Origin of the sequence: Pseudomonas savastanoi (assembly GCF_020917325.1) — a bacterium.
GTDB lineage: Bacteria > Pseudomonadota > Gammaproteobacteria > Pseudomonadales > Pseudomonadaceae > Aquipseudomonas > Aquipseudomonas amygdali.
Map to the genome: position 1 here is coordinate 627,092 of NZ_CP076652.1, position 24,116 is coordinate 651,207.

General features: G+C 60.3%; 17 protein-coding genes and 2 pseudogenes. 12 read left to right on the forward strand and 7 right to left on the reverse strand.

Translation table 11 applies throughout. The annotated features are described in order from the left end of the window. The first annotated feature begins 8 nt into the window (after positions 1–8). On the forward strand, positions 9–2,264 hold the full coding sequence (gene parC / locus KP808_RS02740; protein ID WP_230017404.1) for a DNA topoisomerase IV subunit A: 2,256 nt from the start codon (positions 9–11) through the stop codon (positions 2,262–2,264). Positions 2,265–2,447: 183 nt separating this feature from the next. Next, positions 2,448–3,143: a PqiC family protein gene (locus KP808_RS02745; protein ID WP_029241083.1), complete on the forward strand. Its 696-nt coding sequence runs from the start codon at positions 2,448–2,450 to the stop codon at positions 3,141–3,143. 445 nt (positions 3,144–3,588) lie between these two features. Here KP808_RS02745 and KP808_RS02750 read toward each other — a convergent pair whose 3' ends face one another. Then, positions 3,589–5,130: a HAMP domain-containing protein gene (locus KP808_RS02750; protein WP_058401211.1), complete on the reverse strand. Its 1,542-nt coding sequence runs from the start codon at positions 5,128–5,130 to the stop codon at positions 3,589–3,591. 130 nt (positions 5,131–5,260) lie between these two features. Here KP808_RS02750 and serB point away from each other — a divergent pair, with 130 nt between their 5' ends. After that, entirely contained in the window at positions 5,261–6,475 is a 1,215-nt protein-coding gene (serB, locus tag KP808_RS02755) for a phosphoserine phosphatase SerB (RefSeq protein WP_004654576.1), read from the forward strand. 44 nt (positions 6,476–6,519) lie between these two features. On the opposite strand, the pseudogene KP808_RS02760 reads toward serB, so the two are convergent. From KP808_RS02760 to KP808_RS02775, 4 genes and pseudogenes are all read right to left on the reverse strand, one after another. Beyond that, a pseudogene (locus KP808_RS02760) lies at positions 6,520–8,314 on the reverse strand (molecular chaperone). Positions 8,315–8,572: 258 nt separating this feature from the next. Next, entirely contained in the window at positions 8,573–9,436 is an 864-nt protein-coding gene (gene asd, locus KP808_RS02765; protein WP_058401248.1) for an archaetidylserine decarboxylase, read from the reverse strand. Positions 9,437–9,619: 183 nt separating this feature from the next. After that, a pseudogene (locus KP808_RS02770) lies at positions 9,620–10,429 on the reverse strand (rhodanese-like domain-containing protein); the annotation flags it as partial. Between the two features lie 45 nt (positions 10,430–10,474). Next, entirely contained in the window at positions 10,475–12,010 is a 1,536-nt protein-coding gene (locus KP808_RS02775; protein ID WP_058401214.1) for an HDOD domain-containing protein, read from the reverse strand. Positions 12,011–12,217: 207 nt separating this feature from the next. On the opposite strand from KP808_RS02775, the gene motA reads away from it, so the two are divergent. Both motA and motB read left to right on the forward strand, forming a co-directional pair. Then, positions 12,218–13,069, forward strand: coding sequence for a flagellar motor stator protein MotA (motA, locus tag KP808_RS02780; RefSeq protein ID WP_002551809.1), 852 nt, complete (start codon positions 12,218–12,220; stop codon positions 13,067–13,069). Between the two features lie 3 nt (positions 13,070–13,072). After that, positions 13,073–14,098, forward strand: a complete 1,026-nt coding sequence (gene motB, locus KP808_RS02785; RefSeq protein WP_058407868.1) for a flagellar motor protein MotB — start codon at positions 13,073–13,075, stop codon at positions 14,096–14,098. Positions 14,099–14,160: 62 nt separating this feature from the next. Here the strand turns inward: motB and rsgA are convergent, their stop codons facing one another. Then, positions 14,161–15,192: a small ribosomal subunit biogenesis GTPase RsgA gene (gene rsgA / locus KP808_RS02790; protein WP_002551811.1), complete on the reverse strand. Its 1,032-nt coding sequence runs from the start codon at positions 15,190–15,192 to the stop codon at positions 14,161–14,163. Positions 15,193–15,300: 108 nt separating this feature from the next. On the opposite strand from rsgA, the gene orn reads away from it, so the two are divergent. Both orn and KP808_RS02800 read left to right on the forward strand, forming a co-directional pair. Continuing rightward, positions 15,301–15,837 (forward strand): oligoribonuclease, encoded by a 537-nt coding sequence (gene orn, locus KP808_RS02795; RefSeq protein ID WP_005731116.1) that lies wholly within the window; start codon positions 15,301–15,303, stop codon positions 15,835–15,837. 96 nt (positions 15,838–15,933) lie between these two features. Continuing rightward, complete coding sequence (locus KP808_RS02800; RefSeq protein WP_005742997.1) at positions 15,934–16,545, forward strand: trimeric intracellular cation channel family protein; 612 nt, start codon at positions 15,934–15,936, stop codon at positions 16,543–16,545. 111 nt (positions 16,546–16,656) lie between these two features. Here the strand turns inward: KP808_RS02800 and queG are convergent, their stop codons facing one another. Then, positions 16,657–17,745 carry a tRNA epoxyqueuosine(34) reductase QueG gene (queG, locus tag KP808_RS02805; protein ID WP_230017405.1) on the reverse strand — a complete coding sequence of 363 codons (1,089 nt, stop codon included), beginning with the start codon at positions 17,743–17,745 and terminating at the stop codon, positions 16,657–16,659. 63 nt (positions 17,746–17,808) lie between these two features. On the opposite strand from queG, the gene KP808_RS02810 reads away from it, so the two are divergent. The 5 genes from KP808_RS02810 to miaA are packed head-to-tail and all read left to right on the forward strand — an operon-like array spanning position 17,809 to position 24,105. Continuing rightward, a complete protein-coding gene (locus KP808_RS02810) occupies positions 17,809–19,299 on the forward strand; it encodes an NAD(P)H-hydrate dehydratase (RefSeq protein ID WP_230017406.1) in 1,491 nt (496 codons plus the stop codon). 29 nt (positions 19,300–19,328) lie between these two features. Continuing rightward, positions 19,329–19,757 carry a tRNA (adenosine(37)-N6)-threonylcarbamoyltransferase complex ATPase subunit type 1 TsaE gene (gene tsaE / locus KP808_RS02815; protein ID WP_407692674.1) on the forward strand — a complete coding sequence of 143 codons (429 nt, stop codon included), beginning with the start codon at positions 19,329–19,331 and terminating at the stop codon, positions 19,755–19,757. 2 nt (positions 19,758–19,759) lie between these two features. Further along, positions 19,760–21,190, forward strand: a complete 1,431-nt coding sequence (locus KP808_RS02820; RefSeq protein ID WP_199523490.1) for an N-acetylmuramoyl-L-alanine amidase — start codon at positions 19,760–19,762, stop codon at positions 21,188–21,190. Then, positions 21,187–23,133: a DNA mismatch repair endonuclease MutL gene (gene mutL, locus KP808_RS02825; protein WP_058407865.1), complete on the forward strand. Its 1,947-nt coding sequence runs from the start codon at positions 21,187–21,189 to the stop codon at positions 23,131–23,133. The genes KP808_RS02820 and mutL overlap by 4 nt, the downstream gene beginning before the upstream one ends. Further along, positions 23,134–24,105 carry a tRNA (adenosine(37)-N6)-dimethylallyltransferase MiaA gene (gene miaA / locus KP808_RS02830; protein ID WP_230017408.1) on the forward strand — a complete coding sequence of 324 codons (972 nt, stop codon included), beginning with the start codon at positions 23,134–23,136 and terminating at the stop codon, positions 24,103–24,105. It abuts the gene before it with no gap. Positions 24,106–24,116 lie beyond the last annotated feature (11 nt).

Genomic DNA, 24,116 nt, shown 5'->3' on the forward strand with positions numbered 1-24,116 from the left:
AGGCCCGCATGAGCGACTCCCTTGACCTCAGCCTGGATGGTGTAGAACGCCGATCACTGGCTGACTTCACCGAACAGGCCTACCTCAACTACTCCATGTACGTGATCATGGACCGTGCCTTGCCGCATATCGGGGACGGTCTGAAGCCTGTTCAGCGGCGCATCATCTACGCGATGAGCGAACTGGGCCTGGGGGCTGACGCCAAGCACAAGAAATCGGCGCGTACCGTCGGCGACGTACTCGGTAAATTCCACCCGCACGGCGACTCGGCCTGCTACGAAGCGATGGTGCTGATGGCTCAGCCATTCAGCTACCGCTACACGCTGGTGGACGGGCAGGGTAACTGGGGTGCGCCGGATGATCCCAAATCCTTCGCGGCCATGCGTTACACCGAGGCGCGTCTGTCGCGCTATTCCGAAGTCCTGCTCAGTGAACTGGGCCAGGGCACGGCTGACTGGGTGCCGAACTTTGACGGCACACTGGACGAACCGGCCGTGCTGCCGGCGCGTTTGCCGAATATCCTGCTCAATGGCACCACCGGCATTGCCGTCGGTATGGCCACCGACGTGCCGCCGCACAACCTGCGCGAAGTCGCAAGCGCCTGCGTTCATCTGCTGGACGACCCCAAGGCCACGGTTCCGGAACTGTGCGAGCACATTCTGGGGCCGGACTATCCGACCGAAGCGGAAATCATCACGCCGCGTGCCGACCTGCTGAAAATCTACGAGACCGGGCGCGGTTCGGTGCGCATGCGGGCCGTGTACCGCATTGAAGATGGCGACATTGTCGTGACTTCACTGCCGCATCAGGTATCCGGTGCCAAGGTGCTGGAGCAGATCGCCGCGCAGATGCAGGCCAAGAAGCTGCCGATGGTTGCCGACCTGCGTGACGAGTCTGACCACGAAAACCCTTGTCGTATCGTGATCATTCCGCGCTCCAACCGGGTTGAACTGGACGAGTTGATGCAGCATCTGTTCGCGACCACCGAGCTGGAATCCAGCTATCGGGTGAACATCAACATCATCGGTCTGGACGGCAAGCCGCAGCTCAAGAACCTCAAGACACTGCTCGGCGAATGGCTGACGTTCCGCATCGGTACTGTGCGGCGTCGTCTGCAGTTTCGTCTGGACAAGGTCGAGCATCGTCTGCACCTGTTGGATGGTTTGCTCACGGCTTACCTGAACCTGGATGAAGTGATTCACATCATCCGCACCGCCGAACATCCTAAAGCGGAGCTGATTGCACGCTTTGGCCTGTCGGAAATCCAGGCAGACTACATCCTCGATACCCGTCTGCGTCAGTTGGCGCGTCTGGAAGAGATGAAGCTGCGCAGCGAGCAGGAAGCCCTGCGCAAAGAGCAGGCCAAGCTTCTGGCACTGCTGGGCAGTGAGTCCAAGTTGCGCAAGCTGGTCCGTGCCGAACTGATCGCCGACGCCGAAACCTATGGCGATGATCGCCGCTCGCCGATTGTTGCCCGTGCCGAAGCCAAGGCGCTGTCTGAAAACGAATTGATGCCCACCGAGCCGGTAACTGTCGTGCTTTCGGAAAAAGGCTGGGTGCGTTGCGCCAAAGGCCACGATATCGATGCCACCGGGCTTTCCTACAAAGCAGGGGATGGTTTCAAGACGTCGTCCACCGGCCGCTCGAATCAGTTCGCCGTGTTCATCGACTCGACCGGGCGCAGCTATTCGGTGGCTGCACACACCCTGCCATCTGCACGAGGCCAGGGCGAGCCGTTGACCGGCAAGCTGCAACCGCCACCGGGTGCGACGTTCGAGTGCGTATTGATGCCTGAAGATGACGCGCTGTATGTGATCGCTTCGGATGCCGGTTATGGGTTTGTCGTCAAAGGCGAAGACCTGCAGGCCAAGAACAAGGCGGGCAAGGCGTTGCTGAGCTTGCCGAACGGGGCAAAAGTCATCTTGCCTCGGCCGGTGCCCGACCGTGAGCAGAACTGGCTGGCAGCGGTGACCACTGAAGGCCGTCTGCTGGTGTTCAAGATCAGCGATTTGCCGCAGTTGGGCAAAGGCAAAGGCAACAAGATCATCGGTATTCCGGGTGAGCGGGTAGCCAGCCGAGAAGAATATTTGACCGATCTGGCGGTGATTGCGCAGGGCGCGACGCTGGTTCTCCAGGCGGGCAAGCGAACGCTGTCGCTTAAACCTGAAGACCTTGAACATTACAAGGGTGAACGCGGCCGACGTGGCAATAAATTGCCAAGAGGCTTCCAGCGCGTAGACGCGTTATTGGTGGAAAATAGCTGAAAACATTGATCTGGCACCAGCGTTCTTCGTTTTGCCATGAAGTACGATGCATAATCGCTGGAGTCATGATGCATATTCACGGATGATATGGGGTCTTGGGGTGCATGCGTGGCTCAGTGCCTGCATGGGTCTTGAAAGTACTTATACTGTGGCCTGCCTCGGGGCGGCCACCTGGATGGGATGATGAATTTTCTACGCCTTCCCCTGATCCTGCTGATGACTGGCGTTTTGGGTCTGGCTGGTTGCAGTGTGCGCCAGCCGACCGCGCTTTATCAGCTCGATAGCGGTGAGCCTGGTCAGCCGAAACAGAGTAGTGGTCTGGCAGTATTGCTGGGTCCTGTTTCGGTGGCCGACTATCTGCAACGTGAAACCCTGCTGCAACGCCAGCCCGACGGCACCTTGACCGCATCGCCTGACGGGCGCTGGGCGGGCAATCTGTCTTCCGACATCGACCAGCTGCTTTTGCGCCAGCTGGCCTGGAAGCTGGACAGCCAGCGTGTCGTCATGGCACCTGCGGTTGCCAACTTCACACCGGACGTTCAGGTCGTACTGTCGATCACCCGTCTGGACTCCGGTGCCAAACAGCCTGCTGTTCTGGATGCGCAATGGCGTCTTCTGGACCGTAAAGGCCATGTTCGTGACAGTCGACTGGTCCACCTGGAACAGGTCCATGCCGGCAGCTCCGCCGACCAGGTCAAGGCCCAGGGCATGCTGTTGCAACGCTTGGCCGATCAGGTCAGCACTGCGATCAAGCCGATTTCCTGGCAGCCGATCGAAGAACCGAAAAAGCCCCCGGTTGCCAAGGCCAAAGAGCCTGACAAACCAAGAATTCCAATGGCCTCGCCCATACGCACCGACCTTGAAGTGTTCCGCTTCTAGGGTTGGCCCAACAAAAAGCCCGCAGCGATGCGGGCTTTTTGTTGGACGCGAATCCTCGCTTCTCACACCTCGACGTTCCTGACGCACCACGCAGTCAGGAGGACGCAGAGCGTCCAGAACGGCATGCCCACGCGGAGCATGGGCACGATGGTGATCTGCGGACACCTATCGTTCCGCACGCTCCAGCGTGGGAATGCCTTGGGTGACGCTCTGCGTCACAGATCTGCGCCGCGCTGCACCGTCAGGATAGGACGCAGAGCGTCCAGAACGGCATGCCCACGCGGAGCATGGGCACGATGGTGATCTCGCGAACACCTATCGTTCCGCACGCTCCAGCGTGGGAATGCCTTGGGTGACGCTCTGCGTCACAGATCTGCGCCGCGCTGCACAGTCAAGGTCGGGCGCCTCTCGTCCTGTGCTTACGCATGTGAACGAGAGGCGGTGGTCAGGCCTTGTTGGATTCGTGCATGCGCGCCAGCTGGCGTTCGAGCATCGAAGGGTAGGGCTCCATCAGGCGTTCCACACAGCAGGCGCCTTCAGGGCTGGCGATAGGACGGATACGGGCGCGCTGGCGGATCAACGGATCGTCGTTGATGCGGCGTTCAACCAGCAGCAGGTTGCGGCTGTGCTGAGACAGCGCCAACGCATCCTGCGCCGTTTCAGTCAGCAGCAGGTCGATCTGGCTCAGACCGCTCAGGCCCTCACCCAGCGTCAGGCCCAGTTGCAGTTGCAAGGTGATGCCGCTGTCGGCCACCTCGATCTGCAAGGCGTGGCTCAGGGCACGTAATAGCTCGCCGCAGCAGATTGCGTTGGTGAGGTAGTCATCACCGCTTTCGTGGCTGTGAAACAGCATCAGGGTGCTGCCATCGTTCAGGGTATGCAGCTCGCTTTCATACAGCGAGGCGGCCTGATCGAGGCAGTCGCGATAACGTTGCAGCAATTCGGTCAGTCGTGCACGCGGCAGGCGGCGCAATTGGTCCTGCGCGCCTAATTGCACGGCCAGCACAGCACTGTTGTGCGGCTCGACGGGCGCTACCGGCGCAGCCACCGGGCGGGCAACTGGTGCGGTATTCGAATTGTCACGCAGGTCCGCAAACGGATCTTCGTCGTCGTCTTCATCTTCTTCGGCAACAATGCGACGCTGGACTGGCGGTGCCGGCAGGCGCGGCTTCGGTTCGCTGCTGCGTGCCGAGACCGGTGGTGCAGGTCGCTCTTCCGGCTCCAGGTATGGATCGTCACCGTCGTCCTCGTCACCTTCATACTCGGGTTCGGGCAGCGGTTCCGGCTCCGGAACCGGTGGTGCGAACGAGGTGCGCAGTTGCCGGGCCAGATCGCCGATTTCATCCTGGCGGTCGGTAGCCGGTGTGTACGGGTCGATATCGCGCAGCCAGATGCGCATCTGCATCAATGGCGTGGAGATATGGCGACCGAGACGCAGGCTCAGGGCCAGTGCCAGGGCCAGCAGAATGCCCGCCAGAATGCCCATGCTCTGCAGGCTGATGGTCATCGGCTGCTGGAACTGTGACATGTCGAGGCTGATGCGCAGATGACCTGCCATCACGTCCTGAAACGTGATCTTGATTTCATACAGGCCCTGAGCCTCGCCCAGAAGCCCGTTTTTCGGGCGCTGGCCAGCCTCTGCAAGAATGCGGTTATCCACACTGTAGATAGCGGCATGCGCTACCAGCGGGTTCTTGACCAGATTGCCCAGCAGCACGTTGAGACTGAGGATGTCGTTGGACACCAACAGCTCGGTGGCCGAGGTGGCGGTCTGGGTCGTCAGGGCCTGCCCCAGCGCATCAGCCTGTTCATGCATGGCCTGCTTGAATTGCAGACCCATGACACCGGCGTAGATCACCAGCGCCAAAGCGACCAGGATCACGTTATGGCTGGCAATGCGCAAAGCGATCGGTACACGGCGATGACGCAGGGCACGAAAGATGAGCAGGAAGAAATTATCGGTTTTAACGGGCGTGGGCCGGTTCACAGAGCACGGCTCTTTCGGTGAAGTTGTCGCGCAGTATAACGAGCGACCCAGTAGCGGCAAAGCGCTGCCTGTGCCCGGTGGTCACTGAATGTGGTTAGAATGCGGTTTTTTTCCACTATGGGGGTGCGCCTTGCGCGAAATCGTCCTGATTAACATCACAGGTGTCGACCGTCCAGGTCTCACTGCTGCCATCACCGGCGTCCTCGCCCAGGGTGGTGTGAACATTCTCGATATTGGTCAGGCGGTTATCCACGACACCCTGTCGTTCGGCATCCTGGTTGAAATTCCGGATACCGTGCAGGGTTCTTCCGTGCTCAAGGACATCCTGTTCACCGCCTACAAACTCGATCAGCAGGTCCGTTTCACGGCAGTGTCCGAAGCGGATTATCAGCACTGGGTTGAAGGTCAGGGCAAGGCCCGTCATATCGTCACACTGCTGACCCGCAAGGTTACGGCCGAGCAATTGCAGTGCGTCAGCGCCATTACGGCTAAATACGGGCTGAATATCGATCAGATCGATCGTCTGTCCGGGCGCATGCCGCTCGACACGCCGGCCGACAAAGGCAAGGGTTGCATTGAGTTCACCGTGCGCGGCGAGCCAGCCGACCCGAAAGCCATGCAGGCCGAATTCCTCGCGGTTGCCCAGGATCTCAACGTCGATATCGCGTTCCAGCAGGATTCGCTGTTTCGCCGCAACCGGCGTCTGGCTGTGTTCGACATGGACTCGACCCTCATTGAGGCCGAAGTGATCGATGAGCTGGCCAAGGCTGCAGGCGTAGGCGAGCAGGTTTCCGAGATTACCGAGCGGGCGATGCGCGGCGAACTGGATTTCAGCGAAAGCTTCAAGGAGCGTCTGGCTCTGCTCAAGGGCCTGGATGTCAGTGTGCTGGATGAAATCGGCGCTTCTCTGCGCTTGACCGAAGGCGCTGAAACGCTGTTCTCCGAGCTCAAGCGTCTGGGTTACAAGACCGCTATTCTTTCGGGTGGCTTTACCTACTTCGCCAAGCAGCTGCAAGCAAAGCTGGGCATCGATTATGTGTACGCCAACGAGCTGGAAGTGGTCGATGGCAAGGTAACCGGCGTCGCCGTAGAGCCGATCGTCAATGCGCAGCGCAAGGCAGACCTGTTGCGCGAGTTGGCGCATAAGGAAGGCTTGAGTCTGGAGCAGACCATCGCGGTCGGCGACGGTGCCAATGACTTGCCGATGCTGGCGATTGCCGGGCTGGGTGTCGCATTCCGCGCCAAGCCATTGGTCAAGCAATCGGCAAAGCAGGCGATTTCAACGCTGGGGCTGGATGGCGTGCTGTATCTGTTGGGTTTTCGCGACCGCGAAGGAAAGCGCTGAGTCTTGCGCCGTAGTCGTTGCAGTGTCCGCGACAATTGCAGCGATTACAGCGTGCCCCACAGAGAATCGAACTCTTGCCCTGGTTTTGCCTTTTCGACCTCGGCGGCTTTCGGCGCATCGTAGATCTGATACTCGAACTGGTTGTAACTGGCGCTGCTGATGCGCCGGTTGCTCAGTGAGGCACGGCGCTCTTCGCCCCCGACGTTGATCATTACCTTGCTGCCCTCTTGAAAGGGCAGGCGCGGTGCGAGCAAGGTCGCAGGTTTTTCCATAGCGCGTACTTCCGGCAGCATCAGGGTTCGCAGGTACTGGCTATTCTGTTGTTCACGAATCAGTTGCATGCCGCACGGCTGGGCAAAGGGGGCGATCAGTTCGATGCCCATTTGTGTGCCGCCGCTGCGCACTTGCCGGACCCAGCGCACAATGGCAATGCTCCAGCCCTGGCCGGAGTCGTCCTGAATACCTACCAGTTCGCCAGCCTGTAACTGATGAGGCACTTCCTTCTGCCACGCAAGGCAGTAACCGCCCGGGCTGTGGTTGACGATATTCAGGTCGAAGGTCGGAAACGTGTGCTGACCGTTGGAAAGCGAGTCGTTATCGCCATCGTTCTTCGGGTATTCGATTTCTTCATACGGCAGCAGGTGCGATGAGGTCTTGCCGCGCTGTGTATCGAAGGCTGAAGCCCAAGGGTCGTCTTCGTCATCATTGGCGATCTTCAGCGAAAAACTCGCAGCACTGCCTGCGCTGTTGAGTTGCAGGAGTTCGCTGAACGACTTCTGACCGGCTACATAAAAATGCAGTGCGCTCATGCCTATGCACAGCTTCAGGGTGCCCTGGCCTGCCGTGCGCTGAAAGGTCCGCTCGGCCACATCACCCCAGGCGGCCGCCAGATGTTGCAGCAGGTCGGTATTGATACCGGTAGGAATCAGCAGTCTGGACGGGCTGCGCTGGTCGTCCGGCAAGGCCAGGTACTGGTTGATTGCCTCTGCCAGCGACTGGGTGTCGATACCCAGTAGCCTCGGTGATTGTTCATCGCTGTTCATCGCTGAACAGGGTGCGATACAGCGGCGGTTTGTCTGCCGTCGGGTCCAGGGCAAACAGGCTGTTCTCCCCGGCAGGCGATTGCAGCTTGACCAGCGGGCTCCAGGCCTCAAGTGCATCGGCCAGTTTGCCGATGTTCAACTGACGCATCTGGTTGCAGCGCGAACACCCCATCAGCAGCGCGATCACATACGTCTGTTCCACACTCAACGCCTTGGTGTGATGAGCCAGAGGTTCTTCGACCGGCGTGTTGTGCAACTGGTACTGGCGGGCAATCTGGTAGATCTGATGCAGTTCGAGCCACAGACCGTCCTGCACCGGGCAGTAGAGCTGATTGGCGCGAATCAGCGGTCCGTTGAGCCCATGCAGTGCTCGTTGCAGTGCGGTGCTGAAAAGTCCGGCCTGATCCCTGGTGTAGCGGGGTGCTACCTGCTGGATGATCTGCTTGTAACCGGTCGCCAGATGGTTTTGCAGGGCCTGGCAGAGATTGGCGACCTTGCGCGGCCGCTCGTCCAGCACAATGGCCTGGTTGAGAAAGTGGCGCTCAAGGTGCTTGCAGACGAAGTACACCTCGGGGCGCAGCAGTTCAAGCAGTTGCAGGCGGTTTTCGCTGGGGGTGATCAGTTGGTTCAGCTCGGTCAGCCCTTGATAGAGCTGGCGTGCCATTTCTCCCAGGTTTGCTTTGGGCAGCCTGGAGATCCAGCGTTTGAGGTCGCGGGGGTTGGCTTCACAGAATGTCAGGCTCGACTGCGCTGGCGTGGGGGCACGCAGCAGCAGAGGGAGGCTAAAATTACTCATGTGACAGGCGAACTCCAACAACTCATTGGCCCGGACGGTGGCTTTAAATGGGGGCTGACGTCATCGCGGAGCGGCGACATGTCGAGCATACGCCCATGAAAGTGCGAAGTATCCTACAGCACCGATCAGGCAACTTTACCAGTATCGGTATCACTACGCAGTAAATATGGCCTGGAGCCATTACTGTCCGGTCTTAAACTGCATGAGCGCCCCTTTTAATTGGGCGCCCATGTCAGGCACTGTGACTTCAAGTCACGATCATGCCTGTGTCGGAGCTGCCAGTGCCTGGCCCATCTGTACCTTGGAGCCAGCGGACAGTTGCTCGGCCCATTTCACCTGATTTGGCCCAAACAGCACAATAGCCGTGGAGCCCAGTTTGAAACGGCCCATCTCGGCGCCTTTTTCCAGGTGAATCGGCGCACGCGCTGCTTCGTCGTAGCTGAACGTCTTCAACTCACGCTTGGGCGGCGTGACCAGCCCGGCCCACACCGTCTCGACCGACGCCACGATCATCGCGCCGACCAGCACCACAGCCATAGGCCCGCGCTCGGTGTCGAACAGGCAGACCACTCGCTCGTTACGGGCGAACAGTTCCGGCACGTTTTCAGCGGTGGTCTGGTTGACCGAAAAGATACGCCCCGGCACGTAGACCATTTCGCGCAATGTGCCGGCCAGTGGCATGTGTACGCGGTGATAGTCCTTCGGCGACAGGTAGACCGTCGCGAACTCGCCGCCCATGAACGGTGCCGACAGCTTGGGATCACCGCCCAGCAGTTCAAGCACGCTGAAGCTGTGCCCCTTGGCCTGGAAGATCCGGCCATGATCAATCGGGCCCAACTGGCTGATGGCGCCGTCGGCCGGCGAAAGAATCGCGCCGGGTGTGGTATCCAGCGGGCGGGCGTCGGCTTTCAGCGCACGGGTGAAGAACGCGTTGAAATGCTCGTAGGACGTCAGGTCTTCGACCAGTGCCTGCGACATGTCGACCTGATAACGGCGGGCGAACCACGCGGTAAAGGCATTCTTGAACCAGCGCACGCGGCATTCGGCAACGCAGCCAGCCAGTCGGGACAGCAGGTGGTGTGGCAACAGGTACTGACTGATGATGAACAAGCGGTCTTTCATTGAGGGTCCTGGAGATGAGTGTCCTGAAAATGAGCGTTTTGAAGAGGAGTGCCCTGAGGATTTGCGGGACGCCTCCCCCGGTTCATCGGAACCGACAGGCTCGATGCTTTCGGCTGGCTGGACAGGCGCGGCGGGTTCGACGGCCTCAACCGTTGCAACGGGCGTGGAGACCGCTTGCGGGCCTTCCACCGGTGTATCCGGATGGTTGCCCCACTCGCCCCACGAACCGGCGTAGGCCTTGACCCTTGGGTAGCCCAGCGCTTTCGCCACCAGATAGGTGAAGCCCGAGCGGTGGTGAGTCTGGCAATGGGTGATCACTTCCTTGTCGGGCGTGATGCCCAGGTCGCGAAGAATCTCCGGCATGTCCTGACGAATACGCAGGTTACGCGCCTTGTCCATGCCCGCAGTCCATTCGAAATTGACCGCGCCGGGTATGTGTCCGCCCTTGGCCGCGACTACTTTTTCGCCCGAATACTCGGTCGGGGCGCGAGCGTCCCAGATTGCCAGGTCGGCGGCGCCCAGACGGCTTTGCAGGTATTCACGTGTGGCGGTAGGTTCGTCGTGCAGCGTCAGCGTGACCGGGCCGCCTGCAACGGGCGCAACGTCTGTGCTCAACGGCAGCGATTGCGCTTCCCAGGCCAGCACGCCGCCATCCAGATAGTGATAACGGTGGTGGCCGATGACATCCAGCAGCCAGATAAAACGCCCGGCCCAGCCGCCGCCTTCGTCATCGTAGACGACATAGACTGCATCGGGATTGTGGCCCAGCTCGCCGAACAGCTGCTGCAGATCGGCAGTGTCGGGCAGCAGACCAGGCGCAGGAGGCTTGCCCAGTTGCGTACGTTTCGGATCGACAAAACGGGCGCCGCGAATGTGCCCGGCTTCGTAGCGAGCGCTGCTGGTCAGATCCACGAGGATCAATTCCGGGGCGTCTAGACGCTCAAGCAGATCGTTGGGTTCGATGACCAGCGACAAGCCATTGAATGCGGACATTTGCAGCCTCCGATGAAAGGAAAGAGGCGAATTGTACGCCAGGCCTCACGCTTTGCGATGACTAAAGATGCCAAGTGCCTTTTCAATACATTGCGCGGTTTTTCCGAATGCCTGGACGGAAATTTCCGACAAGGCCCCACCACCCTGGTCGGCGACCACCAGCAGCATGACTTTACCGTTGTTGCTCAGCGAGCGAATAAGCCAGTGCTGGCCACTGAACAGGGTTTTCAGCGGCGCGGGCAGCAGGGCGGCAAACTGCGCGTTGTTCGCGGGCGTCATGCGCAACTGCGTCGGCTGGGTCAGCAAGCGTTGCAACACGGTGCTTTCCTTGATGAACAGCTGCAAGGAGGCGGTTTCGGGCGGCAGTCCGGCCATCTGATTGACGCGCAGTACGGTCGAGGTCTTGTCCAGCATCAGCAGCATGACCCGCTCCATACCGCACGACATGAACGCGTCGCGCGCCGAGGTGGTCAAGTGCATGGCGTTGATGAACGGGCTGGGGTCCTGCAGCAGCTCGGCACAGTGCTTGCGCCATAGCTGCAGGGCGTCGGCCGAGGGCGGTGGGGCGGGTTCGTTGTCGCGCCGTACGCGGCGCGCATCCCAGGGCCAGAGCAGCGATTCGGCCGGGTGCCAGAGGTCTTTTTCCGCATGAATACGCGCGCTGCTGGCAGCGTTTTGATGCGCTTGCTGCTGCACTTCGCTGATCGACTGTTGCAGGTAAAGGCTGGTCAGCCGTTCCCAGCGCAGGCAATGCGGGCTGTTCCAGGCATGTTGCGCCGCCAGCGCCAGGCCGTTACCCAGCAAAACAGTATTGGCTGGCTGGTTCAGCCAGCGCCGCAGGTTGGGGTCGGCGTCCATCAGTTGTTGCTGTTGCAGCGGGCTGTGTTCTTCGCGGGCGATGCGCAGCACCTTGGCCAGATCGCGTCGCTCGTTGATCAGCAACTTATAACCGCGCGTGACCCAGATCGGCAGACGCCAGAACTCGGCAAGTGCCAGGCACAGCTCCAGCAGATTGACGCCGAACAGCTCTTTTTCCACTGCAAGGCTGGAATGGCCCTTGTGGATAACCCGCAACTCCAGCTCTTCGAGCAGCTTCGGATAGGCCAGCGCCATCGGCCAGAGTGGGGAGAGGAACAGCAGGCTGCCCATATGGATGTCTTGCCAGAGTCGTGCAAGGCGACTGGCAAACAACCCGTTGGCCTGTTGTGTGGCGTGCTGGCTGACCAGAATCAATTGGCGGTAGGCCGCAGGAATTTCCTCGGGCGGCTTGGCCGGCAAGCGGCCCAGAAGGATTTCAGTACGCGCCAGCCCCAGGCGGTTGATCGCAATCTCGAGGCTCTCGGCCTGCTCGGTCAAACCGTGGGTGTGATGGTTGGCCTCGCGCATCACACTCAATACCAGTGCGGGGCTTTCCTGCATCATTTCAGCGATTTCACGTAGCGAGCGGCGACTGTCGTTCAATGCTGCGCGAACGTGCCCATGATTGACCGCAGGGACCGGCAACGCGATGCCGTCAAGCAACTTGACCCAGGCATCCAGCGTTTTCGGAACGAGATGATGTGCTGCGTGTGCTGTCGACATTCGATGGCCTGTGCGGCTGATTATCTGAGCTGGGAAACCGCCAGCGTACGGGACGCTGAGGCCATTTTCCTCCTTTTATGGAGGCGGATAAATGGGTTTTTCAAAAGAACCGGCTATAGTCTGGCCCAGTTAGGCCGATAAGGAGAAGAAGAGATTCAAGAACTTCCGGACTGTCCCTGAACCCGACTCAGTAAAGTATTTTTTCCTATGGCTAAAATTATCGGCATCATTGTCGTTATCGCGAGTGTCCTCGGCGGATATGTGCTGTCCCATGGCAAGATCATGGCGCTGTTCCAGCCCTACGAGGTCTTGATCATCGGCGGTGCTGCACTGGGCGCGTTCCTCCAGGCCAACCCTGGCTACATGACCATGCACGTGTTCAAGAAGTCGCTGAAGATGTTCGGTTCGCGCTTCACACACGCCTATTACCTCGAGGTATTGGGGCTGGTATACGAAATCCTCAACAAGAGCCGCCGTGAAGGCATGATGGCGATTGAAGGGGATATCGAAGACGCCGCCTCCAGCCCGATCTTCGCCAAATACCCTGGCGTGCTGAAAGATGAGCGCATGACCGCGTACATCTGCGATTACCTGCGCATCATGTCGTCCGGCAACATGGCTCCTCACGAGCTGGAAGGCCTGTTCGACATGGAGCTGCTGAGCATGAAAGAAGAGCTCGAGCATCCATCCCATGCCATTACCGGTATCGCCGACGGTATGCCCGGCTTCGGTATCGTGGCGGCGGTACTCGGTATCGTGGTGACCATGGCGTCGCTGGGGTCGGGCGACAAGGCTGCAATCGGCATGCACGTAGGTGCGGCGCTGGTAGGTACCTTCTTCGGTATTCTTGCGGCATACGGTTTCTTCGGTCCTTTGGCCACCTGCCTTGCCCATGATGCCAAGGAAGAAATGAACGTCTACGAGAGCATCAAGGCGTCGCTGGTGGCTTCGGCCTCCGGCATGCCGCCTTCGCTGGCCGTCGAGTTTGGCCGCAAGGTTCTCTACCCGCTGCATCGCCCCAGCTTCAGCGAGCTGGAACAAGCGGTTCGCGGTCGCTAAGTCATGGAAAATAATCAGCCGATTATCATCAAGCGCGTAAAGCGCTTTGGTGGCGGACATCACGGCGGTGCCTGGAAAATCGCGTTTGCCGACTTCGCGACGGCAATGATGGCGTTCTTCCTGGTGCTGTGGCTGATGTCCTCCGCCACGCCCGAACAGTTGCTCGCGGTGGCCGGTTACTTCAAGGACCCGGTCGGCTTTTCGGACAGCGGTTCGCCGTATGTGATCGACCTGGGCGGCTCGCCCGAGATGTCGCCGAATCAGACGCTGAACCCTGAGGTCAAGACCACGCCGTCACCTGACACCGTGCCCCTTGAGGCCGAGACTTCCGAGACCAAGGCTGAAGAGGTCGAGCAGGAGCGTCTGGAGATGCTCTTGCAAGAGCTGCAGAACAAGGTCGAGGAAAACCCGCAACTGCAGAAATTCAAGGACCAGATTCTATTCGAGATCACCCAGGACGGTTTGCGTATTCAGATCATGGATGCTGACAACCGGCCGATGTTCGACTCGGGCAGTGCACGTCTCAAGCCTTATTTCGAAGACATCCTGCTGGCGATGGCTGACACCATCAAGAGCGTGCCGAACAAGATCAGCATCAGCGGTCATACCGATGCGACACCTTTTGTAGGCAACGGCGGATTCGGTAACTGGGAACTGTCGGCCAACCGCGCCAACGCTGCACGTCGTGCGCTGGTGGCTGGTACGTATCCGGACTCACAGGTGGCCAGGGTGGTGGGTTATGCCTCGTCGGCTCTTTATGATCACGAGAACCCGACCAATCCGGTCAACCGCCGTATCGATATTGTGGTTTTGACCAAAAAGGCTCAGCAGCGTATCGAAGGCGACCAGAACTCCGGTGGTGCGCCGTCGTCCAAGCCAGCGCCCGCCGCTCCTGCTACTCCCGCGGCTCCGGGTGCTTCGGCCGGGGCACCGCCAGACCCGCAGGCATACGCCCAGCCTCACGAGATCCGGCAGAAGCTGAATATCTTTGACGATGGCAAGTTGCGGGTCGAGCCAGCCCAGAACTGAGCTACAACCGATACAGAAACGCCGCGATGATCGCGGCGTTTTTGTGTGCGGTCGTTCAGTCTTCAGTAGCTGTCTTGCGGCAGGCTGGCAATGATTGAGCGGTAGCTGTTCATGCGCTGTTGCTGTACGCGGCCATCTTCAAGCCCCTTAAGCAGGGCGCAGCCCGGTTCGCGGTCATGCTTGCAGTCGCGAAAGCGGCACGTGCCGATCAGGTCGTTGAACTCGATGAAGCCAGCTTCCACGTCGGCACGGCTGACGTGCCCCAGGCCGAACTCACGGATGCCCGGTGAGTCGATCAGATCGCCGCCACGCGGGAAGTGGAACAGGCGGGCGGTGGTCGTGGTGTGTGTGCCCTGGCCGGAGACCTCGGACAACGGGCCGACCCGAGTGTCCGTTTCCGGCAGCAGGCTGTTGACCAGCGAAGACTTGCCGACGCCGGACTGGCCCACGAATACACTGATGTGGCCGTCAAGCTGGCTTTGCAGTGTCTGCATGCCGTCGCCGTGATGCGCCGATACTTCCAGTACCGGGTAACCCAGAGTGCGGTAGACCGCCAGCAGCGCATTGAGCGCGGGCGCGTTCTGCTCGTCGATCAGGTCAGCCTTGTTGAGCAGCAGCAGCGGACGAATCCCGGCATGCTCGGCGGCCACCAGATAACGGTCGATCAGGTTGGCATGTGGCTCGGGCATGGGCGCGAACACGATCACGATCAGGTCGACGTTGGCCGCCACAGGCTTGAGCTGACCGCGTGAGTCCGGACGGCGCAGTTCGGTGGTGCGAGGCAGTTGCGCAACGATGACGCCAATGCCCTGATTGCCGGCGCGCCATACGACGCGATCGCCGGTCACCAGTGCAGGCAGGTTGGCGCGCAGGTGGCAGCGAAATACCTGACCGCTTGCTTCGCCTTCCTGAGCCTCGACTTCGACCTGAACACCGAAGTGAGCAATTACAAGGCCGGTCTGTTCGGGGCCGAGGTCGCCGCCTTCCAGTGTTTCAAGCGTAGCGGACTCACGTTTTGCCGCGCGGGCAGCACGCTCGCCCTGAATTTTTTCGATGCGCCAGTTCTGACGACGATTGAGTTGGCGTTTGGCCATGGGTGTTCCGATGTGATGTAACCGATGAATTAGGCAGTACGATTGATCGGCAGGAGTCTAGCACGGCAGGGTGAGCTAAACTGCGCGCCTACGCTGAGGAGTCGACACATGCAGAACAAGCAGAACCTGATCTGGATCGATCTGGAAATGACCGGTCTGGACCCTGATACCGATGTCATCATCGAAATGGCCACGATCATCACCGATAGCGAGCTGAACACCCTGGCCGAAGGTCCGGTGATCGCGGTGCATCAGAGCGACGAGACGCTGGCGAAAATGGACGAGTGGAACACCCGCCAGCACGGTGGCTCGGGCCTGACCCAGCGAGTACGCGAAAGCACCATCAGCATGGCTGAAGCCGAGGCGCAGACTCTTGAGTTCATCAAACTGTGGGTGCCGGAGCGCAGTTCGCCAATCTGCGGCAATAGCATCTGCCAGGATCGCCGCTTCCTGTATCGCCACATGCCGACGCTGGAGAACTACTTCCATTACCGCAATCTGGATGTCTCGACCCTAAAGGAACTGGCTGCGCGCTGGTCCCCTGAACTGAAGTTCAAGAAAGGCAGCACCCACCTGGCGCTCGACGACATCCGTGAGTCGATTGCCGAGCTGCGCTTTTATCGTGAGCACTTCATCAAGCCTTGATCGAGACTCGCGCGTGCAGTGAATAATCTTCGCTGCACTCTTTCAGTGCGCAGGTCTGCTGGTTAGACTGCGCGCCTTTGTCGCAGAGTCGCCGCCATGTTGCTGATGCTTTATCTGATCGCCATCACTGCTGAAGCCATGACTGGCGCGCTGTCTGCGGGTCGTCGAGGAATGGACTGGTTTGGCGTGGTGCTGATCGCCTGCGTCACGGCGCTGGGTGGCGGCTCGGTGCGCGATGTGCTGATCGGCCATTACCCGCTGACCTGGGTCAAGCACCCGGAATACCTCATATTGACCAGTGTGGCAGCCTTGGTGACGATCTTTATCGCGCCTTTGATGCGCCATCTGCGCTCGCTGTTTCTGGTGCTTGATGCGTTGGGCCTGGTGGCCTTCACCCTGATCGGCTGCATGACTGCGCTGGAAGCCGGACATGGTCTGGTGATCGCGTCAGTGTGCGGCGTCATCACCGGGGTCTTCGGTGGCATTCTGCGGGACATCTTCTGCAACGACATCCCGCTGATCTTCCGCCGAGAGCTGTATGCCAGCGTGTCGTTTCTGGCCGCGTGGTGTTTTTTGCTGTGCCAGTACCTGCAATTACCGGATGAGCAGGCGGTGCTCATCACCCTGTTCGGCGGCCTGCTGCTGCGCCTGCTGGCGATCCGTTTCCGCTGGGAAATGCCCAAGTTTGTCTACAAGGACGAGCCCTGAAGCTTACGCAGGGCGCAGGCACAATAGTTGAAAAATTATCGTTCCTCACGCTCCAGCGTGGGAATGCCTTTCGTGACGCTCCGCGTCACACGCCTGTGCCGCGCGGCAGGTTTAAAGCGGCGCCACCCCATGCCTCTGCAGCGCCCATTCCACATGTTCCCTGACCAGCTCCGACGGGTAATCTCGCCGTGCTTGCAGGGCTTCGATCACCGGGATGGTGGAGGGCGCGTTGCCCAGGCCGACAGCCAGGTTGCGTAGCCAGCGTTCGTACCCGGCGCGGCGCAGGGGCGAGCCTTCTGTACTGCTGAGGAATTTGTCTTCATCCCATAAAAACAGCTCGGCCAGCCCGGCGTTGTCCAGGTTATGGCGCGGCTGGAAATCGCTCTGGTCGGTTGGCCGTGCAAAGCGGTTCCACGGGCAGACAATCTGGCAATCGTCGCAACCGAACACCCGATTGCCGATCAAGGGCCGCAGCTCTTCGGGGATCGCGGTCTTGAGCTCGATGGTCAGGTAGGAAATACAGCGCCGTGCGTCCAGCACATAAGGCCCGACAAAGGCCGCCGTCGGGCAGATGTCCAGGCAGGCCGTGCAGCGCCCGCAATGTTCCGTCGCATGCGGCGCATCGACCGGCAGCGGGATGTCGACAAACAGCTCGCCGAGAAAGAAAAAGCTTCCCGCCTTGCGGTTGAGCACCAGCGTATTCTTGCCGATCCAGCCGAGCCCGGCCTGTTCGGCAATGGCCTTTTCCAGCACTGGCGCGCTGTCCACGAACGCCCGAAAACCAAACGGCCCGATGGCCTGCTGAATGCGCTCGGCCAGTTGCTGCAAGCGCTTGCGGATCAACTTGTGATAGTCACGGCCCAGGGCGTAGCGTGACACATAGGCTTTTTCCGGTTCTGTCAGGCGCTGGGCCATCTCGGTGTCGCCGGGCAGATAGTCCATGCGCAGCGACACCACGCGCAACGTTCCCGGCACCAGCTCGTCCGGATGGGAACGTTTACTGCCGTGGGCTGCCATATAGTCCATTTCGCCGTGATAGCCTGCATCGAGCCAGCGTTGCAGGTGCTGCTCATGCTCTGCCAGGTCCAGACCGCTGATCCCCACTTCCTGAAAGCCCAGCTCACGCCCCCATGCCTTGATTGAGACGGCAAGGGTGGCGAGATCATCGGAAGTGGGAAGTACAGCAGTAATAGCGGACATGCGCAGAGAGAAACCGGGGCCAAGGTGCGTATAATTCTGCCAGACATCGGAGCCTATAGACGCATGTTCGACACGAAACCTCATTTACCCGACGCGCTGTACAGCGCCGCGCAGGTCCGCGACCTCGATGCACGGCTGATTGCTGCCGGTACGCCAGGCCTGGAATTGATGCTGCGCGCTGCCCAGGCGCTATGGCGGACGATACTCCGACGCTGGCCGCAGGCCAATGAACTGACCGTGCTGGCCGGACGTGGCAACAACGCCGGTGACGGGTATCTGGTGGCCGCGCTGGCGCACAAGGCAGGCTGGCAAGTCAGGGTGCTGGCTGTCGGCGACCCGGCTGCATTGACCGGTGATGCCGCTTCGGCGCACGCGGCGGCTTCCGGCATAGACACTCAGGTATGGGCCGGACAGCCGCTGACCGGCGTGGTGCTGGATGCCTTGCTCGGTACCGGGCTCAACGGTGAAGTGCGCGAGCCCTACGTTTCGGCCATCAAGGCGATCAATGCCAGCGGCCTGCCGGTCGCCGCCGTGGACATCCCGTCGGGCTTGAGTGCAGACACCGGGCAGACGCTGGGCGTGGCGGTGCGTGCCGATGTGACCGTTACCTTCATTGGCCTCAAACTGGGCTTGTTGACGGGCGACGCGGCGGACCTGGTGGGCGAGCTGGTGTTTGATGATTTACGCGCCGACCCTATGCTGGTTGCGCAGGCGCCGGTCAGCGCGAAGCGTCTGAGCGCATCCAGTCTGCCGACGCTGGCATCGCGTCCGCGTACTGCACATAAAGGCATGTTCGGCCGGGTGCTGGTCATTGGTGGCGATCACGGTTTCGGCGGTGCTGCCTTGCTCAGCGCCGAAAGCGCCCTGCGCAGCGGGGCAGGCATGCTGACGCTGGCGACCCGCGCCGAACATATTCCGGCCGCCTTGACGCGCATGCCGGAAATCATGAGTGCGGCCATTCGCTCGGCGAACCAGTTGATGGCGTTGATCGAGCCGGCCAGCGTATTGGTGGTCGGTCCGGGGCTTGGGCAAGCCGCCTGGGGGCGTAGTTTGCTGTCGGCTGCCGCCAACGCCGAGCGGCCCCAGGTTTGGGATGCCGATGCTCTGAATATGCTGGCCGCCGGGGCGGTGAGCCTGCCCAGAGGCTGCGTCATCACTCCGCATCCGGGAGAGGCCGCGCGTTTGCTGGGCGTCGGCATCAAAGACATTCAGGCTGACCGGGCCGCTGCTGTGCGGGCGCTGGCGCGCAAGTTCGATACGGTTTGCGTGCTCAAGGGCTCTGGCAGCCTGATCGCCGATGCGAGCGGACAACTGGCGTTGTGCGACCGCGGTCATCCGGCCATGGCCACCGCCGGACTGGGGGACGTGCTGGCCGGGTTGATCGGTGCGCTGCTGGCGCAGCATCTGACGCCATTCGATGCGGCCTGTCTGGCGGTGTGGCTGCACGCAAGCGCCGGTCAGAAGGTCGGTGAATACGGTCGCGGGCTGGCTGCCAGCGATATTATTCCTGCCATTCGTCAGTTATTGGAGGAGCTGCAACCGTGTCTGATTTAACGCTGCATGTGGTTGGCGAAGAGGCCATGATGAATTTTGGTGCACGCCTGGCCGCCGTTACCGAAGGCGTGGGCGTCATCTTTCTCGATGGCGATCTGGGCGCTGGAAAAACCACTCTTTCACGGGGAATGATTCGCGGGTTCGGGCATGCCAGGGCTGTCAAGAGTCCTACTTTCACGCTGGTTGAGCCCTACGAAATAGGTGCCATCCGGGTCTTTCACTTTGACCTGTATCGTCTGGTCGATCCCGAAGAACTCGAGTACATGGGTGTGCGTGATTACTTCGACGGCGATGCACTTTGTCTGATTGAATGGCCCCAGCGTGGTGCAGGCTTTTTGCCAAAGCCTGACCTGACCATTACCATTGGCCCGCACGGAGAAGGTCGGTCCGTGATATTGAGCCCGCTGGGCTCGCGTGGCGAACGCTGGTGTGCCACTTTGGCTTTGGAATTCAAATAGATATGGGGTTAGGTATGCGCATGCGCGCGCTGGTTACTGTAGTTGGTCTGCTGCTGATGGCCCTGGCTGTCGAGGCGGTTGCCGCTACGCAAGTAAAAAGTGTCCGCTTATGGCGAGCACCGGACAACACACGTCTGGTATTCGACTTGTCCGGGCCTGTCCAGCACAGTGTATTCACCCTGACTTCGCCTGATCGTCTGGTGATCGATATCAATGGCGCGACACTCGGTGGCCCGTTGAATGTCTCGACAGCCAATACACCGATCAACAGCATGCGCTCTGCCCAGCGCACGCCGACGGATCTGCGCGTGGTCATCGACCTGAAAAAGGCGGTGACGCCCAAAAGCTTCACGCTTGCGCCGAACCAGCAGTACGGCAACCGTCTGGTGGTCGACCTGTTCGATAACGCCGCCGATGCCAACCCGACACCAGTGATCCCGGATACCGCAGCCAATACCGCGCCCGCTGTCCCGGTCAGCCCGGCCAAGCCTGAAATCAAGTTGACCCCGGTGCCCAACGGCAAGCGCGACATTGTCGTGGTGATCGATGCCGGGCACGGCGGTGAAGACCCGGGTGCCTCGGGCGGTGCCGGGCAGAAAGAGAAAAACGTGGTGCTGTCGATCGCCAAGGAGTTGCAGCGCCAGGTCAATGCCGAGAAAGGCTACCGCGCTGAACTGACGCGGACCGGCGACTACTTTATTCCGTTGCGCAAACGTACCGAGATCGCCCGAGCCAAGGGGGCCGACCTGTTTGTGTCAATTCACGCCGACGCTGCGCCGTCTACCGCAGCGTTTGGCGCTTCGGTGTTCGCCTTGTCTGATCGCGGTGCGACCTCCGAAACCGCACGCTGGCTGGCGGACAGTGAAAACCGTTCCGACCTGATCGGTGGTGCCGGTGCGGTAAGCCTTGATGACAAGGACCGCATGCTCGCGGGGGTTTTGCTGGACTTGTCCATGACCGCTTCGCTGTCTTCCAGTCTGAACGTCGGCCAGAAGGTGCTGAGCAATATCGGTCGCGTCACCTCGCTGCACAAATCGCGTGTCGAGCAGGCAGGTTTCATGGTGCTCAAGTCGCCGGATATCCCGTCGATTCTGGTAGAAACCGGCTTTATCTCCAACGCCAACGAAGCCAACAAGCTGAGTTCTGCGTCGCACCAGCAGGCGTTGGCGCGTTCGATCAATTCCGGGGTGAAGCAGTTCTTCCAGCAGAACCCGCCACAGGGCACTTATATTGCCTGGCTGCGTGACAACGGCAAGCTGGCCCAAGGGCCACGCAACCATGTGGTCCGCTCCGGCGAAACCCTGGCCATGCTCGCAGCGCGCTATGACATGAACATTGCCACGTTGCGCAGCGCCAACAATCTGAAAAGCGATGAACTGAAGATTGGCCAGGATCTGCGCATTCCAAGTTCCGAGGTGGCGACTCAGCAATGACCGATCTTCTGCTCGACGGCACCGAAGCCAATAACGCTCAGACTGTCCTGAACGCTGCGCGCATCGAATTGCTCAGTCCGCGTCTGGCCAACCAGATTGCGGCCGGCGAAGTCGTCGAGCGTCCAGCGTCGGTTATCAAGGAGCTGCTGGAAAACAGCCTTGACTCCGGCGCGCGGCGCATTGATGTCGATGTCGAGCAGGCCGGTATCAAGCTGTTGAAAGTGCGTGACGATGGCGGCGGTATTTCCTCGGATGACCTGCCGCTGGCGCTGGCGCGACATGCCACTAGCAAGATTCGCGATCTGGAGGACCTCGAGCGCGTCATGAGCCTCGGGTTTCGCGGCGAAGCGCTGGCTTCGATCAGCTCCGTGGCGCGCCTGACGCTGACTTCGCGCACCCGCGACGCCGATCAGGCCTGGCAGGTTGAAACCGAAGGCCGTGACATGGCACCGCGCGTTCAGCCGGCAGCGCATCCGGTAGGCACATCCGTTGAAGTGCGCGACCTGTTCTTCAACACGCCTGCCCGACGCAAGTTTCTCAAGGCCGAAAAAACCGAATTCGATCATCTGCAGGAAGTCATCAAACGCATGGCGCTGGCGCGTTTCGACGTGGCCTTCCATTTGCGTCACAACGGCAAGACCGTGTTGAGCCTGCATGAAGCGCATGACGATACCGCCCGAGCGCGGCGTGTCTCGGCGATCTGCGGGCCGGGCTTCCTGGAGCAGGCGTTACCCATTGAGATCGAGCGCAATGGCCTTCATCTGTGGGGCTGGGTAGGGCTGCCGACATTTTCGCGTAGCCAGGCCGACCTGCAATATTTCTTCGTAAACGGGCGTGCGGTGCGCGACAAACTGGTCGCTCATGCTGTGCGTCAGGCGTATCGCGACGTGCTGTTCAACGGCCGTCACCCCACGTTCGTGCTGTTTTTCGAGGTCGACCCGGCCGCTGTGGACGTCAACGTTCACCCGACCAAGCATGAAGTACGCTTCCGCGACGGGCGAATGGTGCACGACTTTCTTTACGGCACCCTGCACCGTGCATTGGGTGATGTGCGCCCGGAAAACCAGTTGGGTGGCAGCGTACCGGTCGCCGCCGAGCCTCGGCCTACCGGGCCTGAGGCCGGTGAGTTCGGGCCGCAGGGTGAAATGCGTCTGGCCAATAACGTGCTGGAACAGCCGCAGGGCGAGCCTTTTGCCCGACCTGCTGCCGGTGGCGGCGCTGGCAGCGGTTATCAGTATCAATATACGCCTCGGCCCACCTCTGGCGTGCCGGTTGCCGAAGCGCAAAGTGCCTACCGTGAATTCTTCGCACCGCTGCCCAGCACCGCACCCTCGTCGCTGCCGGAGTCGCCCGGCGATATTCCGCCGCTGGGTTATGCGCTGGCGCAGCTCAAAGGTATCTACATCCTCGCTGAAAACGCTCACGGACTGGTGCTGGTGGACATGCATGCCGCCCACGAGCGAATCATGTATGAGCGCCTGAAAATAGCGATGGCCAATGAAGGCCTGAGTGGCCAGCCGTTGCTGGTGCCCGAATCTCTCGCGGTCAGCCAGCGCGAAGCGGACTGCGCTGAAGAACATATCGCGACGTTTCAGCGCCTGGGCTTCGAGCTGCAGCGGCTTGGCCCGGAAACCCTGGCGATCCGCCAGATCCCTGCGTTGCTCAAGCAGGCCGAGGCCAATCGGCTGGTCAGCGATGTGCTGGCGGATCTGATGGAGTACGGCACCAGCGACCGGGTGCAGGCACACATGAACGAGTTGCTCGGGACCATGGCCTGTCACGGCGCGATTCGCGCCAATCGGCGTCTGGCCATCCCGGAAATGAACGGCCTGTTGCGTGATATGGAAAACACCGAACGCAGCGGGCAATGCAACCACGGTCGTCCTACCTGGACCCAGATGGGTCTCAATGACCTGGATAAATTATTCCTGCGCGGTCAATGAATGAATGCTTTACCTCCGGCCATCTTTCTCATGGGGCCTACCGCCGCAGGCAAGACCGACCTTGCGATAGAACTGAGCAAAGTGCTGCCTTGTGAGCTGATCAGCGTCGATTCGGCGTTGGTCTATCGCGGCATGGACATCGGCACCGCAAAGCCTTCGAAAGCACAGCTGGCTGAATATCCGCACCGTCTGATCGACATTCTCGACCCGGCACAAAGCTACTCCGCAGCCGATTTTCGCAGCGACGCACTGGCGGCCATGGCGGAAATTACCGCGCGCGGAAATATTCCTTTGCTGGTCGGTGGCACTATGTTGTATTTCAAGGCTCTATTGCACGGGCTGGCGGATATGCCGGCTGCCGATGCGCAGGTCAGGGCACAGCTTGAAGCCGATGCACAGGCCTATGGCTGGCAGTCATTGCACGATCAATTGGCGGTGGTCGACCCCGTTTCGGCGGCACGCATTCACCCTAATGATCCGCAACGACTGATCAGGGCGCTTGAGGTGTATCGCGTCAGCGGAATGAGCATGACGGCACACCGCGAGCAACAAACTGTGCAAAGTACCGAAGCGGCCGCATCAGGGCGTCAGCAATTGCCCTATACTGTCGCGAACCTTGCCATCGCTCCGGCTGATCGCAAGGTGCTGCACCAACGCATCGCGCTACGTTTTGAGCAAATGCTGGATCAGGGGTTTCTGGACGAAGTACTGGCATTGCGCTCAAGAGGCGACCTGCATTCCGGGTTGTCCTCGATAAGAGCCGTCGGTTATCGCCAGGTCTGGGATCACCTGGATGGGAAGCTGACGCTGGATGAAATGCAGGAGCGCGGCATTATTGCAACGCGCCAGTTGGCCAAAAGGCAGTTCACCTGGCTACGCAGCTGGGAGGATTTGCACTGGCTGGACAGTCTGGCCAGCGACAATCTGTCGCGCGCCTTGAAATACCTGGGATCGGTCTCCATATTGAGCTGAGTCCCTGCAAT

Excerpts from the sequence above, each read along its gene's own strand:
- parC (WP_230017404.1), top strand. The coding sequence starts at position 9 with ATGAGCGACTCCCTTGACCTCAGCCTGGATGGTGTAGAACGCCGATCA.
- KP808_RS02745 (WP_029241083.1), top strand. The coding sequence starts at position 2,448 with ATGAATTTTCTACGCCTTCCCCTGATCCTGCTGATGACTGGCGTTTTG.
- asd (WP_058401248.1), bottom strand. The coding sequence starts at position 9,436 with ATGAAAGACCGCTTGTTCATCATCAGTCAGTACCTGTTGCCACACCAC.
- KP808_RS02775 (WP_058401214.1), bottom strand. The coding sequence starts at position 12,010 with ATGTCGACAGCACACGCAGCACATCATCTCGTTCCGAAAACGCTGGAT.
- motA (WP_002551809.1), top strand. The coding sequence starts at position 12,218 with ATGGCTAAAATTATCGGCATCATTGTCGTTATCGCGAGTGTCCTCGGC.
- motB (WP_058407868.1), top strand. The coding sequence starts at position 13,073 with ATGGAAAATAATCAGCCGATTATCATCAAGCGCGTAAAGCGCTTTGGT.
- rsgA (WP_002551811.1), bottom strand. The coding sequence starts at position 15,192 with ATGGCCAAACGCCAACTCAATCGTCGTCAGAACTGGCGCATCGAAAAA.
- orn (WP_005731116.1), top strand. The coding sequence starts at position 15,301 with ATGCAGAACAAGCAGAACCTGATCTGGATCGATCTGGAAATGACCGGT.
- KP808_RS02800 (WP_005742997.1), top strand. The coding sequence starts at position 15,934 with ATGTTGCTGATGCTTTATCTGATCGCCATCACTGCTGAAGCCATGACT.
- queG (WP_230017405.1), bottom strand. The coding sequence starts at position 17,745 with ATGTCCGCTATTACTGCTGTACTTCCCACTTCCGATGATCTCGCCACC.
- KP808_RS02810 (WP_230017406.1), top strand. The coding sequence starts at position 17,809 with ATGTTCGACACGAAACCTCATTTACCCGACGCGCTGTACAGCGCCGCG.
- tsaE (WP_407692674.1), top strand. The coding sequence starts at position 19,329 with ATGAATTTTGGTGCACGCCTGGCCGCCGTTACCGAAGGCGTGGGCGTC.
- KP808_RS02820 (WP_199523490.1), top strand. The coding sequence starts at position 19,760 with ATGGGGTTAGGTATGCGCATGCGCGCGCTGGTTACTGTAGTTGGTCTG.
- mutL (WP_058407865.1), top strand. The coding sequence starts at position 21,187 with ATGACCGATCTTCTGCTCGACGGCACCGAAGCCAATAACGCTCAGACT.
- miaA (WP_230017408.1), top strand. The coding sequence starts at position 23,134 with ATGAATGCTTTACCTCCGGCCATCTTTCTCATGGGGCCTACCGCCGCA.